The 12949-nt window shown below is 71.2% G+C and carries 14 protein-coding genes; 7 read left to right on the plus strand and 7 right to left on the minus strand.

Going from position 1 to position 12949, the window contains the following annotated elements; genetic code table 11:
• Nucleotides 1-75 precede the first annotated feature (75 nt).
• The gene (locus RMT89_RS00685) at nucleotides 76-573 is read left to right on the plus strand and encodes a glycoside hydrolase family 113 (protein WP_315881901.1); all 498 of its coding nucleotides are present in this window, start codon (nucleotides 76-78) and stop codon (nucleotides 571-573) included.
• A 42-nt stretch (nucleotides 574-615) separates the two neighbouring features.
• On the opposite strand, the gene RMT89_RS00690 is transcribed toward RMT89_RS00685, so the two are convergent.
• A complete protein-coding gene (locus RMT89_RS00690) occupies nucleotides 616-1527 on the minus strand; it encodes a rhomboid family intramembrane serine protease (protein WP_315881902.1) in 912 nt (303 codons plus the stop codon).
• A gap of 147 nt (nucleotides 1528-1674) precedes the next feature.
• Between RMT89_RS00690 and RMT89_RS00695 the strand changes: the two genes are divergently transcribed.
• Nucleotides 1675-2403 carry a VWA domain-containing protein gene (locus RMT89_RS00695; RefSeq protein ID WP_315881903.1) on the plus strand — a complete coding sequence of 243 codons (729 nt, stop codon included), beginning with the start codon at nucleotides 1675-1677 and terminating at the stop codon, nucleotides 2401-2403.
• Between the two features lie 84 nt (nucleotides 2404-2487).
• Nucleotides 2488-4125 (plus strand): cytochrome bc complex cytochrome b subunit, encoded by a 1638-nt coding sequence (locus tag RMT89_RS00700; RefSeq protein WP_315881904.1) that lies wholly within the window; start codon nucleotides 2488-2490, stop codon nucleotides 4123-4125.
• Here the strand turns inward: RMT89_RS00700 and RMT89_RS00705 are convergent.
• Nucleotides 4100-5035: an acyl-CoA dehydrogenase family protein gene (locus RMT89_RS00705; protein WP_315881905.1), complete on the minus strand. Its 936-nt coding sequence runs from the start codon at nucleotides 5033-5035 to the stop codon at nucleotides 4100-4102. The genes RMT89_RS00700 and RMT89_RS00705 overlap by 26 nt on opposite strands.
• Entirely contained in the window at nucleotides 5035-6174 is a 1140-nt protein-coding gene (locus tag RMT89_RS00710; RefSeq protein WP_315881906.1) for an acyl-CoA dehydrogenase family protein, read from the minus strand. The genes RMT89_RS00705 and RMT89_RS00710 overlap by 1 nt, the downstream gene beginning before the upstream one ends.
• Before the next feature lie 49 nt (nucleotides 6175-6223).
• On the opposite strand from RMT89_RS00710, the gene RMT89_RS00715 reads away from it, so the two are divergent.
• The 3 genes from RMT89_RS00715 to RMT89_RS00725 are packed head-to-tail and all read left to right on the plus strand — an operon-like array spanning nucleotide 6224 to nucleotide 8814.
• Nucleotides 6224-7006: an SDR family oxidoreductase gene (locus RMT89_RS00715; RefSeq protein ID WP_315881907.1), complete on the plus strand. Its 783-nt coding sequence runs from the start codon at nucleotides 6224-6226 to the stop codon at nucleotides 7004-7006.
• Nucleotides 7007-7021: 15 nt separating this feature from the next.
• Nucleotides 7022-7633: a TetR/AcrR family transcriptional regulator gene (locus RMT89_RS00720; RefSeq protein WP_315881908.1), complete on the plus strand. Its 612-nt coding sequence runs from the start codon at nucleotides 7022-7024 to the stop codon at nucleotides 7631-7633.
• A 23-nt stretch (nucleotides 7634-7656) separates the two neighbouring features.
• Nucleotides 7657-8814 carry an acetyl-CoA C-acetyltransferase gene (locus RMT89_RS00725; RefSeq protein WP_315881909.1) on the plus strand — a complete coding sequence of 386 codons (1158 nt, stop codon included), beginning with the start codon at nucleotides 7657-7659 and terminating at the stop codon, nucleotides 8812-8814.
• Here RMT89_RS00725 and RMT89_RS00730 read toward each other — a convergent pair.
• The 4 genes from RMT89_RS00730 to RMT89_RS00745 are packed head-to-tail and all read right to left on the minus strand — an operon-like array spanning nucleotide 8798 to nucleotide 12109.
• On the minus strand, nucleotides 8798-9847 hold the full coding sequence (locus RMT89_RS00730; protein ID WP_315881910.1) for a nitronate monooxygenase: 1050 nt from the start codon (nucleotides 9845-9847) through the stop codon (nucleotides 8798-8800). The genes RMT89_RS00725 and RMT89_RS00730 overlap by 17 nt on opposite strands.
• Entirely contained in the window at nucleotides 9847-10563 is a 717-nt protein-coding gene (locus RMT89_RS00735) for a CoA-transferase (RefSeq protein WP_315881911.1), read from the minus strand. Before RMT89_RS00735 ends, RMT89_RS00730 begins: the two co-directional genes overlap by 1 nt.
• Entirely contained in the window at nucleotides 10560-11369 is an 810-nt protein-coding gene (locus RMT89_RS00740; RefSeq protein ID WP_315881912.1) for a CoA-transferase, read from the minus strand. Before RMT89_RS00740 ends, RMT89_RS00735 begins: the two co-directional genes overlap by 4 nt.
• Nucleotides 11366-12109 carry an enoyl-CoA hydratase family protein gene (locus RMT89_RS00745; protein WP_315881913.1) on the minus strand — a complete coding sequence of 248 codons (744 nt, stop codon included), beginning with the start codon at nucleotides 12107-12109 and terminating at the stop codon, nucleotides 11366-11368. The genes RMT89_RS00740 and RMT89_RS00745 overlap by 4 nt, the downstream gene beginning before the upstream one ends.
• Nucleotides 12110-12162: 53 nt before the next feature.
• Here RMT89_RS00745 and RMT89_RS00750 point away from each other — a divergent pair, with 53 nt between their 5' ends.
• Entirely contained in the window at nucleotides 12163-12903 is a 741-nt protein-coding gene (locus tag RMT89_RS00750; RefSeq protein ID WP_315881914.1) for an SDR family oxidoreductase, read from the plus strand.
• Nucleotides 12904-12949: the final 46 nt, after the last annotated feature.

The raw sequence follows: 12949 nt of genomic DNA on the forward strand, positions 1-12949 counted from the left end.
GTCCCCGACCGGACGACTGGGCAGGCGCCGTCGCACTTACCGGGCAGCTCCTCGAACCGCACCGTGGCGTCCTCGGTGAGGGGGAGGACCGCCGCCGTTGTGGCGGCGGTCCTCCTCGCCGTCGGCGGCTGTACGCCGGAGCGCGAGGAGGCGCCCGTGATCCGGGGCATCACCCTGCCCTCCTGGTACCGCACCGACTACGACAGCCCCGCCGCCGACCGCTATCCGCGGGACATCAAGGCCACCGGGGCGGGCTGGGTCACCTTCACCCCGACCTGGTACCAGAAGCGCAGGGGCGACTCGGTGCTGCGGCCCACCGAGGAGACGGCGAGCGACGCGGGGCTCAGGCGGATCGTGCGGCGGGCGCACGCGCAGGGCCTGAAGGTGATGATCAAACCCCATGTCGATCTGCCCGGCGACGGCGACCGCGCCGGCATCCGCCCCCGCGACCGAGCCGCCTGGTTCACGTCGTACCGGCGCTTCATCACCCACTACGCCGAGCTGGCGGAGGCGATGGACACGGAACAGTTCGCCGTCGGCACCGAACTCGCGGGCGTCTCCGGGCACCGGTGATGGCGACGGGCAAGGCGGCGAACGCCAGGATTCCGGTATGTCTCACTTGAGCCCCGCGACCTTCAGCACGGCCGCCAGCACCAGTACCGCCAGGACCGCCGCACAGGCCACCGCCTGGATCAGCACCCGGCGCGGACCGCGGGGCACATAGGCGTACGCCAGCGCCACCACCCCGCCGGTCAGCAGTCCGCCGAGGTGGCCCTGCCAGGAGGTCAGGCCCGCGGAGACCAGCAGCCAGAGCAGCAGGAAGCCCATGAAGCGGTTGATGGCGCGCATGTCGGCGCCGATCCGGCGGGCCACGACGTAGTACGCCGCGCCCAGCCCGAAGATGGCGCCGGACGCGCCCAGCGAGGACTGTGCGGGGTCGGCCAGGAACAGCTCGAAGACCGAGCTGCCGAGCGCCGAGATCAGATAGAGCGCCAGATAGCGGGACCGCCCGAGCATGGGCTCCACCGCCCGGCCGAGCGTCCACAGCGAGAACATGTTCATCACGATGTGCAGCAGCCCGAACGTGCCCTCGGTCGGCTCCAGGTGCAGGAACGAGCTGGTGATCAGCCGCTCCCACTCCCCGGCTACCAGACCCTCGGCCTGATAGTCGGCCGGGTACCCGGACTGGTACACGTAGTAGGCGCCGTCCGGACCCAGCAGCCGGGCCGCGACCATCGAGAACCGCTCGACGATCGCCGGGCGCACCACCTCGGCCAGATAGGCCAGCACGTTCAGCGCGATCAGGACGTACGTCACCACCGGCGTCCGGGAGATCCGGCCGCCCACGATCGTGCGCGCCTGCCGTACCGACTTCGCGCCCTCCCGTACGCACTCCACGCACTGGTGGCCGACGGACGCCTCGCGCATGCAGTCCGGGCAGATGAACCGCTCGCAGCGCGTGCAGCGGACGTACGACTCCAGCGCGGGATGGCGGTAGCAGGTCGTGACGGTGGACTCGGGTTCCAAGCCGGCTCCTCGAAAGGCAATGGGACGGTCGGTGAGCCGGTGGGGACGGCGGCGAACAAGATAACGAACACCTGTGGATGCCGGGAGAGGCGGGCCAAGTGTGACGTAACCTCGGCAGGCAGTCGGTCGAGTCAAGGGGGAAGCCGCATGGCGGCGATCAGTCTCAGCAAGGTGGAGGAGAGCGCGCCCGCGCTGGTCAGCCTGTACAAGAGCGCCGGGGTGTCACTCAGCAAGCACGGCCTGGACGGGCTGCGGGCCGCGGTCTATCTGGTGGTCGACTACTCCGGTTCCATGAAGCCGTACTACAAGGACGGCAGTGTGCAGGCGCTCGCCGACCGGGTGCTCGGGCTCTCCGCGCATCTCGACGACGACGGCCGGGTGCCGGTGGTGTTCTTCTCCACCGAAGTCGACGCGGAGACCGATATCGCCCTCGCCGATCACCAGGGGCGCATCGAGCGGATCGTGGCCGGGCTCGGGCACATGGGCAAGACCAGCTACCACCTCGCCATGGACGCGGTCATCGACCACTACCTCGACAGCGGCTCCCGCGAACCCGCCCTCGTGGTCTTCCAGACCGACGGCGGCCCGGTCAACAAGCTCGCCGCGGAACGGTACCTGTGCAAGGCGGCCCGGCTGCCGCTGTTCTGGCAGTTCATCGGCTTCGGGGACCCCTCCAGCAAGCAGTTCGACTATCTGCGCAAACTGGACGACCTGTCGGTGCCGGACAAGCGGGTGGTCGACAACGCCGGCTTCTTCCACGCGGGGTCGGATCCGCGCAAGGTCTCCGACGGGGAGTTGTACGACCGCCTGGTGGCCGAGTTCCCGAAGTGGCTGGTGGCGGCGCGGGCGCAGGGGATCGTCCCGCCACGCGCCTGAACCGGTCCGAGGCCGCACGCACCGTTGGCTCAGCCGTGCCTCCGTGCCACCCTGAGGTTGATCCGACGGGGAGGGCGACGACGTATGGACGGCGCACGATCGGACAACCGGACGGCTCGCAGGGGTGCGGCCGGCAAGGGCGAGAAGGTCGCCGACTGGGCCGACGGGCGGCTCGGCATCTACTCGCTCGGCAAGGGGATGCGGAAGGCCTTTCCCGACCACTGGTCCTTCATGCTCGGCGAGGTCTGTCTCTACAGCTTCATCGTCCTGATCCTCACCGGCATCTACCTCACGCTCTTCTTCGAGCCGAGCGGTGTCGAGGTCGTCTACCAGGGCTCGTACGAGCCGCTCAACGGCGTGATGATGACCCGGGCCTTCGAGTCCACCCTGGACATCAGCTTCGATGTGCGCGGAGGTCTGCTGATCCGGCAGATGCACCACTGGGCCGCACTGGTCTTCGTCACCGGCATGCTGGTGCACATGATGCGGGTGTTCTTCACCGGCGCCTACCGCAAGCCCCGCGAGGTCAACTGGGTGTTCGGCTGGACCCTGTTGATGCTCGGCATCATCACAGGTCTGACCGGCTACTCCCTCCCCGACGACCTGCTCTCCGGCACCGGGATCCGGTTCGCGCAGGGCGCCATCCTGTCGGTGCCGATCGTCGGGACGTATCTGTCGTTCTTCCTGTTCGGCGGGGAGTTCCCGGGCCACGACATCATCTCGCGCCTGTTCCCGATCCATGTGCTGCTGCTGCCCGGGATCATGCTGGGCCTGGTGGTCGCCCATGTGATCCTGGTCTGGGTCCACAAGCACACGCAGTTCCCGGGCCCTGGACGCGATCAGCGGACGGTCACCGGGATGCCGCTGCTGCCGGTGTACATGGCCAAGGCGGGCGGCTTCTTCTTCCTGGTCTTCGGGACGCTCGCGATCATGGGCGGTCTTGCTCAGATCAACCCCGTGTGGGCCTTCGGGCCCTACCGCCCCGACCTGGTCACCACCGGCGCCCAGCCCGACTGGTACCTCGGCTTCTCCGAGGGCCTGATCCGGGTGATGCCGGGATGGGAGATCAACGCCTGGGGCCACACCCTGGTGCTCGGCGTGCTCATCCCCTTCTCGCTCTTCCCGCTGATCCTGCTCGCCCTCGGCGCGTATCCCTTCGTCGAGGCGTGGATCACCGGCGACAAACGCGACCACCACATCCTGGACCGGCCGCGCAACGTACCCGTGCGCACAGGCCTCGGGGTGGCCTGGCTGACCCTGTACGTGGTGCTGCTGACCGGCGGCGGCAACGACATCGTGGCCACGCATCTGCATCTGTCCATCAACGCCATCACCTGGTTCGTGCGGGTCGCCGTCTTCGTGGGGCCAGTCCTCGCCTTCATCATCACCAAACGGATCTGTCTCGGTCTCCAGCGCCGGGACCGGGACAAGGTGCTGTACGGCAGGGAGACCGGCACGATCAAACGGCTCCCGCACGGCGAGTACGTCGAGGTCCACGAGCCCCTCTCGCAGGCGCAGTTGTACGCCCTGACCCAGCACGAGCAGCCCCCGCCGTACGAGATCGGGCCGCTGGTCGACGCGAACGGGGTGCGCCGGCCGGTGAAGGCTTCCCAGCGGGTGCGGGCCCGTCTGGCGCGAGCCATGTTCGGGCCCGAGACCCACATCCCGAAACCGACGGCCGAGGAGTACCGCGAGCTCACCAGCGGCGATCACCGCCACTGAGCACGACGGCCCGGCACTCCTCCGGCCCGCCCCAGGCGGTGCGCAGGGCGCGGGCCTTGGTCAGCCAGAGGGACAGATCGCACTCCGCCGTGTACCCGGTCGCGCCGTGCAGCTGGAGGGCGGTACGCGCGGTGGCGTACGCCGCTTCGCAGGCCGCGACCTTGGCGGCGGCGATGTCTTCGGGGGCCAGGGTGAGGGCGGCGCCGAGGACGAGGGGGCGGGCGAACTCCAGGGCGATCCTCGCGTCGGCGAGCTGGTGCTTGACGGCTTGGAACGAGCCTATGGGGGCGCCGAACTGGCTGCGCTGCTTGGCGTGGGCGACCGCCTTGGCGAGGAGGGTCAGTCCTACGCCGAGAGCCTGGGCGGCGGTGGTGAGACGGGCGAGGGCGAGGGCGCGTCCGGTGGGCGGGGCGGGGGTGAGCAGTTCGCCTGCTTCCAGGGCGGTGAGACGGCGGGCGGGGTCGATCGACGGACGTACGGGGCCGTGTCCGGGGGAGCGGAACAGGCCGTCGGGGGTGAGGGTGAGGCGGACGGTGGCCGCGTCCCCGTCGAGGGCGTACGGGCTGCCGTGGGCCACCGTCGCCATGGTCCCTCCGGAGACCAGTTCCTTGGACTCGGTGAGCAGGACGGCCGCCGTGACGGTCTCCACGAGCGGGCCGGGGACGGCATGGCGCCCCAGTTCCACGAAGGCGAGGGCGAGTTCGACGGGCCGGAGACCGAGCCCGCCGTACGCCTCCGGGACCGCGAGTCCGAACACCCCTGCCTCGGTGATACGGCCCCACAGCGCCCGCCCGCGCGCGTGCTCGCCCCGGCTCCAGTCCCGTACGACGGCCGGTGTGTCCGCGGCGCTCAGCATGGCGTCCAGGGAGGCGACGAAGGCCCGCTGTTCGACATCGAGCAGGAAGCGCATCACCGGCGTCCCTTCGGCAGGCCCAGCAGCCGTTCGGCGATGATGTCCCGCTGTATCTCGTTCGTCCCGGCGTAGATCGGGCCCGCGAGGGCGAAGACATAGCGCTCGGCCCACTCCGTGTCCGCCAGCTCGCCCTCCTCGCCGAGGAGATCGAGCGCTGTCTCGTGCAGGGCGATGTCGTACTCCGACCAGAACACCTTGTTCACGCTGGACTCGGGGCCGATCCGCTCGCCGTCGAGGAAGCGGGAGGCGGCGGCGTAGGTGAAGAGCTGGTAGGCGCGGGCGCCGATGAGGGCGTCGGCGACGCCTCTTTTCGTGGTCTCCGGCTCGCCTCGCGCCCGCCACAGGCGGTGGAGTCGCTCCGCGCTCGCCAGGAACCGTCCCGGCGAACGCAGCATCAGCCCCCGCTCGTTGCCCGCCGTGGACATCGCGATCCGCCAGCCCTGCCCCGGCTCGCCGATCACGTCCTCGTCCGGTACGAGGACCTCGTCCAGGAACAGCTCGGCGAAGGCAGGTTTCCCGTCCAGTCGGCGGACCGGGCGTACGGTGACCCCGGGTGCGCGCAGGTCGAACATCAGGTAGGTCAGCCCCTGGTGGGGCTTCGCCGCGTCCGGGGCGCTGCGGAACAGGCCGAAGGCGCGGTCCGCGAAGGCGGCCCGGGACGACCAGGTCTTCTGACCGGACAGCAGCCAGCCGCCGTCCGTGCGCCTGGCCCTCGATCGCAGGGACGCCAGATCCGACCCCGCCTCCGGCTCCGACCAGGCCTGCGCCCAGACGACCTCGCCGGAGGCCATCGGCGGCAGCACCCGCGCCCGCTGCTCCGCCGTACCGAAGTCGAAGAGCGTCGGCGCGAGCAGATGGATGCCGTTCTGGCTCACCCGACCCGGCGCACCGGCCGCGTAGTACTCCTCCTCGAACACCAGCCATTGGACGAGCGAAGCCGCCCGGCCGCCGTGCTCCGTCGGCCAGTTGACGACCGACCAGCGGTCCGCGGCCAGTTCGGCCTCCCACGCGCGGTGCGCCGCGAAGCCCTCCTCGGTCTCCAGGGACGGCAGCGGATCGGCCGGCACATGTGCGTGCAGCCAGGCCCGGGCCTCCGCGCGCAGCGCCGTCTCCTCCTCGGTGAACGTGAGATCCATCGGCCGCCGCTCCTTCCCTAACAAGTGTTTGGTAGGTTAGCGTGCCCCTATGACAGGCGTCGAGAGCCCGGCGTACGTCCCCGGGCACGGGCTGCTGAAGGGCCGTACCGCGGTCATCACGGCGGCCGGGGGCGCCGGGATCGGCAGGGCCACCGCACGCCGCTTCCTGGAGGAGGGCGCGCGGGTGCTGATCAGCGACGCGCACACCCGGCGGCTGAAGGAGTACGAGGCCGGGCTGGGCCGGGAGTTCCCGGGAGCGGTGACCGCCCTCGCCTGTGACGTCACCGACGAGGCCCAGGTGACGGCCCTGTTCGACACGGCCGTACAGGAGCACGGGCGGCTGGATGTCGTCGTCAACAACGCCGGGCTCGGCGGGACTTCGGCCCTCGTCGACATGACCGACGAACAGTGGTCGCGGGTGCTCGACGTGACGCTGACCGGCACCTTCCGGTGCACCCGGGCCGCCCTGCGCCGGATGCGGGAGACCGGCGGGGTGATCGTCAACAACGCCTCCGTGCTGGGCTGGCGTGCGCAGGCCGGGCAGGCGCACTACGCCGCCGCGAAGGCGGGCGTGATGGCGCTGACCCGGTGCGCGGCGATCGAGGCCGTCGCGTACGGGGTGCGCGTCAACGCCGTGGCGCCGAGCCTCGCCATGCACCCGCACCTGGCGAAGGTGACCTCGCCCGAACTGCTGGAGGAGCTCACCGCGCGGGAGGCCTTCGGGCGGTACGCCGAGCCCTGGGAGGTGGCCAACGTGATCGTGTTCCTGGCGTCCGGCTACTCCTCGTACCTGACCGGAGAGGTCGTCTCCGTCAGCAGCCAGCACCCGTAGGACGAGAATGGATCCGTGCCGACCAAGAAGAAGCCCCAGGTGACCGCCGCCCCCGCCCGGCGCCGCGAACTCCTCGACACCGCCGCCGAGGTCTTCGCCGAGCAGGGCTACAACGCCACCACCGTACGCAAGATCGCGGATCACGCGGGCATGCTCGCGGGCAGCCTCTACTACCACTTCGACTCCAAGGAGTCGATGCTGGAGGAGATCCTGCGCACCTTCCTCGACGAGCTGTGGGACGGCTACGACACCGTTCTCGGCGCCGAGCTGGGGCCGCGGGAGACCCTCGAAGCACTGGTCACCGAGTCGTTCCGGGAGATCGACCGGCACCGCGCCGCCGTCGCGATCTACCAGAAGGAGAGCAGACAGCTGGTGGCGCAGGAGCGGTTCGCGTTCCTCGCCGAGTCCCAGCTGAGGTTCGAGAAGGCGTGGCTGTCCACGCTGGAGCGCGGGGTCGCGGCCCGGGTCTTCCGTGCCGACCTCGACGTCCGGCTCACCTACCGGTTCGTGCGGGACACGGTGTGGGTCGCCGCGTCCTGGTACCGGCCCGGCGGACACCACAGCCCGGAGGAGATCGCCCGGCAGTACCTGTCGATGGTGCTGGACGGGATCGCCGTACGCGAATAACCCTGTCGAGCTTGGGAGTTGCCATGGCCGAGGCCTATATCGTCGAAGCGGTCCGTACGCCCGTCGGGCGGCGCGGGGGAGGGCTCGGCCAGGTGCATCCGGCCGACCTCGGCGCGCGGGTGCTGACGGAGCTGGTGGCGCGTACGGGCGTCGATCCGGCGGCCGTCGAGGACGTCGTGTTCGGGTGCCTGGACGCAGTGGGGCCGCAGGCCGGGGACATCGCGCGGACCTGCTGGCTGGCGGCCGGGCTGCCCGAGGAGGTGCCGGGCGTGACCGTCGACCGGCAGTGCGGATCCTCGCAGCAGGCCGTGCACTTCGCCGCGCAGGCCGTGCTGTCCGGCACCCAGGACCTGGTCGTGGCCGGCGGAGTGCAGAACATGTCGATGATCCCGATCGCCTACGCCACCCGGCAGGCCGCCGAGCCGCTCGGGCTGACGCAGGGCCCCTTCGCGGGCAGCGAGGGCTGGCGGGCGCGGTACGGCACGAAGCCGGTGAACCAGTTCGCCGGCGCCGAGATGATCGCCGCGAAGTGGGGGATCAGCAGGCGCGACCAGGAGGAGTTCGCGCTGCGGTCCCATCAGCGGGCGGTCCGGGCGATCGACGAGGGGCGCTTCGGTCGCGAGCTGGTGGCCTACGGCGACGTCGTGGCCGACGAGGGGCCGCGCCGGGACACCTCACTGGAGAAGATGGCCGCCCTGAAGCCGGTCGTGGACGGCGGCACGATCACCGCCGCCTGCTCCTCGCAGGTCTCCGACGGCGCGGCGGCCATGCTGCTCGCTTCGGAGAGGGCGGTGCGCGAGCACGGGCTCACGCCACGCGCGCGCGTGCACCATCTGTCGGTACGCGGCGAGGACCCGATCCGGATGCTCACCGCGCCCATACCGGCCACCGCGCACGCCCTGAAGAAGACCGGCATGACCATCGACGCGATCGACCTCGTCGAGATCAACGAGGCCTTCGCGCCGGTCGTCCTGGCCTGGCTGAAGGAGACCGGCGCGGACCCCGAGAGGGTCAACGTCAACGGCGGTGCCCTCGCCCTGGGTCATCCGCTGGGGGCCACAGGGGTGCGGCTCATGACGACCCTGCTGTACGAACTGGAGCGCACCGGCGGCCGGTTCGGGCTCCAGACGATGTGCGAGGGCGGAGGGCAGGCCAACGTGACGATCATCGAGAGGCTGTGAGACGCCGGCACGCCTCCTCGGCCTCCTTCATGATCCGCTCCACCAGGTCCTCGCACGACGGCAGGTCGTCGATCACCCCCGCGACCTGCCCCGACGCCATCACCCCGAGATCCGTACGGCCGTCCACCATCGACGCCCTGAGCAGCATCGGGGTGTTCGCGGCGAGCAGCACCTGGCTCCAGGTGAGGTCCTTGCCATGCCGCAGCGCCCGCCCGTCCTGGATCATCCGGTGCCAGCTCAGCCCCGAAAGGCGCCGGAAGCCCGCGGCCCGCCGTACGGCCTGGAACAGGGCCTTCGTACGGCCGGAGCGCTCCAGTGACTCGACCAGTTCGGTCCGGAGCATGCGGTGCGGCAGGCCGTCGACCGCCGTCGTGACGGTGACGTCGCGGACCGTCGCCGCCAGATACCGCGCCTTCACGGCGTCCGGGACCGTCGAGTCCGAGGTCAGCAGGAAGCGGGTGCCCATGGCGACGCCCGCCGCGCCATAGGCCAGCGCGGCGACCAGGCCCCGCCCGTCGAAGAACCCGCCCGCGGCCACGACCGGGATCCGTACGGCATCCACCACCTGCGGCAACAGCACCGTCGTAGCCACCTCGCCGGTGTGCCCGCCGCCCTCGCCGCCCTGCACGATCACCGCGTCCGCGCCCCAGCCCGCGACCTTCTCGGCATGCCGCCGGGCGCCCACGGTCGGGATCACCACCACGCCCGCCTCCTTCAGCCCGGCGATCAGCGCGGGGGAGGGCGCGAGGGCGAAGGACGCGACTGGGACGCCTTCGTCGATGATCACCTGGACACGGTCGCCGGCGTCCGAGGCGTCCGCGCGGAGATTGACGCCGAAGGGCGCGTCCGTACGGGACTTGACCTCGCGGACGGCCTCGCGCAGCCGGTCCACCGTCATCGTGGCGGAGGCCAGGATGCCGAGCGCGCCGGCCTCGGCCGCGGCGGAGACCAGTCGAGGACCGGCCACCCATCCCATCCCGGTCTGCACGAGCGGATGCCGGACTCCGACCAGCCGGGTCAGCGCGGTCTCCATCAGCGGTACACCTCCCGCGCGCGGGTGTTCTGCGGATCGATCTCCTCGCGGATCAGGCGCAGTTCGCCGGGGGTGGGATCGCGGGTGTACGGCACCTCGTCCGCGACCGCCAGCGCGAAGCCGGTCGCCTCCTGGACCTCCTCGACGCTCACCCCGGGATGCAGCGAGGTCAGCCGCATCGAGCGGTCGGGGGTGTCGAAGTCGAAGACGCCGAGGTCGGAGACGACCCGGGGGATGTGGTGGTGGCGGGCGCCGGCGGCGTGGTCGTAGCCCACTCCGCAGATCATGTCGACGCGCTCGACGAAGACGCGTCGGGAATGGCGGGGGATCCAGTAACTGGTCGGGTTGTTGAGGGTGTTGACGGGTGCCCCGCGCACGCCGAGCAGCTGGCGTTCGGGCCGGGCCCAGTCCCCGATGCAGGAGATGTTCTGGTTGCCGAAGCGGTCGATCTGGCTCGCCCCCATCATCACGTGCCGCTTCCCGCCCGTGACCAGGGTGAGGTGCTGCCGGTACGGCAGCCAGCCCTCGACCGTGCCGTCCGGGCGCACGAGCATCGCCTCGCCGTCGGTGAGCAGCAGATCGGGGGCGAAGGTCAGCCGGGCGAGCCGGGCGGCGACGGAGGGGACCAGACCCATGGGGCTCGCGAGGATCTCGCCCGCACCGCGCCAGGTCTCGGCGCAGGCGATGACGCAGTACTCGGCGCGGGTGGCGGTCATGCCGTCCTCCCGTCCTTGAGGTACCGCTCGGCGAACTGCGGCCAGGGCGTGCTCGCGTAGTCCCGCTGTACGGCCTCGTCGCGGCCGTAGTCCGGGGTGCAGGAGGTGAAGTGCGCCCCGTTCGGGGCCTCGATCACGCCGGTGACGGTGTGCCGTTTGACCAGCAGGGTCTGGGGCGGGCGCTCCTTCGTCAGCTCGGCGGTGTCGACGATGCGCTCGCAGGAGACGTACGCGGTGTCGGCCGCCTCGCAGAAGAGGTCGTCGAAGTACGGGTCGGGGCCCAGATACTGGCCGTTGCCCCGCCGGTCCGCGCGATTGACGTGCACCAGGGCCGCGTCGAGCCGCAGCGCGGGCATGGCGACGAAGGTCTCGCCGTCGTCGTACGGTGAAGTCACGGTCCGCAGGCCTGGGTTGACCCGCATCACGTCCGAGCCGAGTCCGGCGCGCACCGGGAGGAAGGGCAGCCGGTTGGCGGCGGCGCGCAGGCCCCACAGGAACATCGCCTCGTCGATCTCGGTGAGTTCGAGGGCGCCGCGCTCGCGGGCGGCGCGGTAGTGGGGTTCGAGGGGGATGGAGTCGAGGGTGACGAAGGGGGCGACGAGCTTGCGGACCCGTCCGGCGGCGGCGAGCATGCCGACGTCGGGGCCGCCGTAGGAGACGATCGTGAGATCGGTGATCTCGGAGCGGAGCAGTGCTCGCACGAGGGCCATCGGTTTACGGCGGGAGCCCCAGCCGCCGATGCCGAGGGTCATGCCGTCGGACAGCCGGGAGACGGCCTCGTCGGCGGTCATCGTCTTGTCGGTCATTGGGCCGCCTCCCCGAAGGTGTCCCGGACCCGGTCGCCGACGCCGCTCACGCTCGCCTCGTAGGTGAAGCCCTGCTCGAAGCGGTAACTGCGGCGGACGTCGACGGGATCGATGCCGTTGATGGCCGCTTTGGCGAGGCGGAGCAGTTCTCCGTCCTTGGCCGCGATGTCCCGGGCCAACTCCAGGGCTGCCTCCTGGAGTTGCTCGCGGGGCACGACCCGCCACACCGAGCCGTGCGCGTGCAGCTCGGCGGCGGTCGCCGTGCGGGAGGTGAAGTACAGGGCGCGCATGAGGTGGTGGGGGACGAGCCGGGCGAGGTGGGTGGCGGCGCCGAGGGCTCCTCGGTCCAGCTCGGGCAGCCCGAAGGTGGCGTCCTCGCTCGCGACGATCGCGTCGGCGTTCCCGACCAGACCGATGCCGCCACCGAGGCAGAAACCCTGCACCGCCGCGACTACGGGGACCTCGCACTCGTAGACGGCCGAAAACGCCTCGAAACAGCCCCGGTTGGCGCCGATGAGCGCGGCTCCCCCCCGGCTCTGGATCTCCTTGATGTCCACGCCCGCGTTGAACCCCCGCCCCGAGGCGGCCAGCACCACGCACCGCGCCTCCGGGTCGCGGCCCGCCGTGCGGACGGCGTCGGCGAGGGCGAACCAGCCCGTCACCGGGAGGGCGTTGACGGGCGGGTGGTCGACGGTGAGGACGCGGATCCCCTTTTCCGGGGACGAGGTGGAGACACTCATGGGCGCATCAGCTACCTTCCACCTAACGTTTGTTAGGTGGAAGGTAGCAGCGGATGGAGCTGAACGGGAAGCTCGCCGTCGTCACCGGCGGCACGCGCGGCGTCGGCGCCGGCATCGCCCGGGCCTTCGTGGAGGCGGGGGCGGAGGTGGTGGTGGGTGCGCGCCGCGCGCCGGAAGCCGGCCTGAAGGGAGCCGAGTTCAGGGCGCTGGACGTACGGGATCCGGCATCAGTGGGCCGCTTCTTCGCCGGCCTCCCCCGTCTTGACGTCCTCGTGAACAACGCGGGAGGCACCCCGTACCGCCTGCTGGCCGACGCGGACGCGGAGCGGCACGCGCGCGTGCTGGAACTGAACCTGACCGCGCCGCTGACGGTCACGCTCGCCGGGTACGGGCTGCTGCGGCGGGCCCGGGGGAGCGTGCTGATGATCGGCAGTGTGAGCGGCGTCCGACCCTCGCCGGGGTCGGCGGCGTACGGGGCGGCCAAGGCGGGACTGGAGAACCTGGCCCGCTCGATGGCGGTGGAGTGGGCGCCCGAGGTCCGCGTGAACACGCTGGTGCTCGGCATGGTCCGCACCGAGCTGGCGCACCTGCACTACGGCGGCGAGGAGGGCGTCGCGGCGGTGTCGAGGACGGTCCCACTGGGCCGCCTGGCCGAGCCCGCGGACGTGGGCGCGGCGGCGGTCTTCCTCGCCTCGGACGCGGCCGCGTATGTCACTGGGGCCAGCCTGCAGGTGCATGGCGGTGGGGAGCGGCCGGCCTTTCTGGATGCGGCGACTGTCAACAAGGAGGGGTGAGATGCGTGGATCTGTGCGGGACGGGAGGGTGGGTCGTCTTGGCGGG

Source organism: Streptomyces sp. P17 (assembly GCF_032436805.1).
Lineage (GTDB): Bacteria > Actinomycetota > Actinomycetes > Streptomycetales > Streptomycetaceae > Streptomyces.

Coding starts and splice junctions, on each gene's coding strand:
- RMT89_RS00695 (WP_315881903.1), top strand. CDS start 1,675: ATGGCGGCGATCAGTCTCAGCAAGGTGGAGGAGAGCGCGCCCGCGCTG.
- RMT89_RS00700 (WP_315881904.1), top strand. CDS start 2,488: ATGGACGGCGCACGATCGGACAACCGGACGGCTCGCAGGGGTGCGGCC.
- RMT89_RS00705 (WP_315881905.1), bottom strand. CDS start 5,035: ATGCGCTTCCTGCTCGATGTCGAACAGCGGGCCTTCGTCGCCTCCCTG.
- RMT89_RS00710 (WP_315881906.1), bottom strand. CDS start 6,174: ATGGATCTCACGTTCACCGAGGAGGAGACGGCGCTGCGCGCGGAGGCC.
- RMT89_RS00715 (WP_315881907.1), top strand. CDS start 6,224: ATGACAGGCGTCGAGAGCCCGGCGTACGTCCCCGGGCACGGGCTGCTG.
- RMT89_RS00725 (WP_315881909.1), top strand. CDS start 7,657: ATGGCCGAGGCCTATATCGTCGAAGCGGTCCGTACGCCCGTCGGGCGG.
- RMT89_RS00730 (WP_315881910.1), bottom strand. CDS start 9,847: ATGGAGACCGCGCTGACCCGGCTGGTCGGAGTCCGGCATCCGCTCGTG.
- RMT89_RS00735 (WP_315881911.1), bottom strand. CDS start 10,563: ATGACCGCCACCCGCGCCGAGTACTGCGTCATCGCCTGCGCCGAGACC.
- RMT89_RS00740 (WP_315881912.1), bottom strand. CDS start 11,369: ATGACCGACAAGACGATGACCGCCGACGAGGCCGTCTCCCGGCTGTCC.
- RMT89_RS00745 (WP_315881913.1), bottom strand. CDS start 12,109: ATGAGTGTCTCCACCTCGTCCCCGGAAAAGGGGATCCGCGTCCTCACC.
- RMT89_RS00750 (WP_315881914.1), top strand. CDS start 12,163: ATGGAGCTGAACGGGAAGCTCGCCGTCGTCACCGGCGGCACGCGCGGC.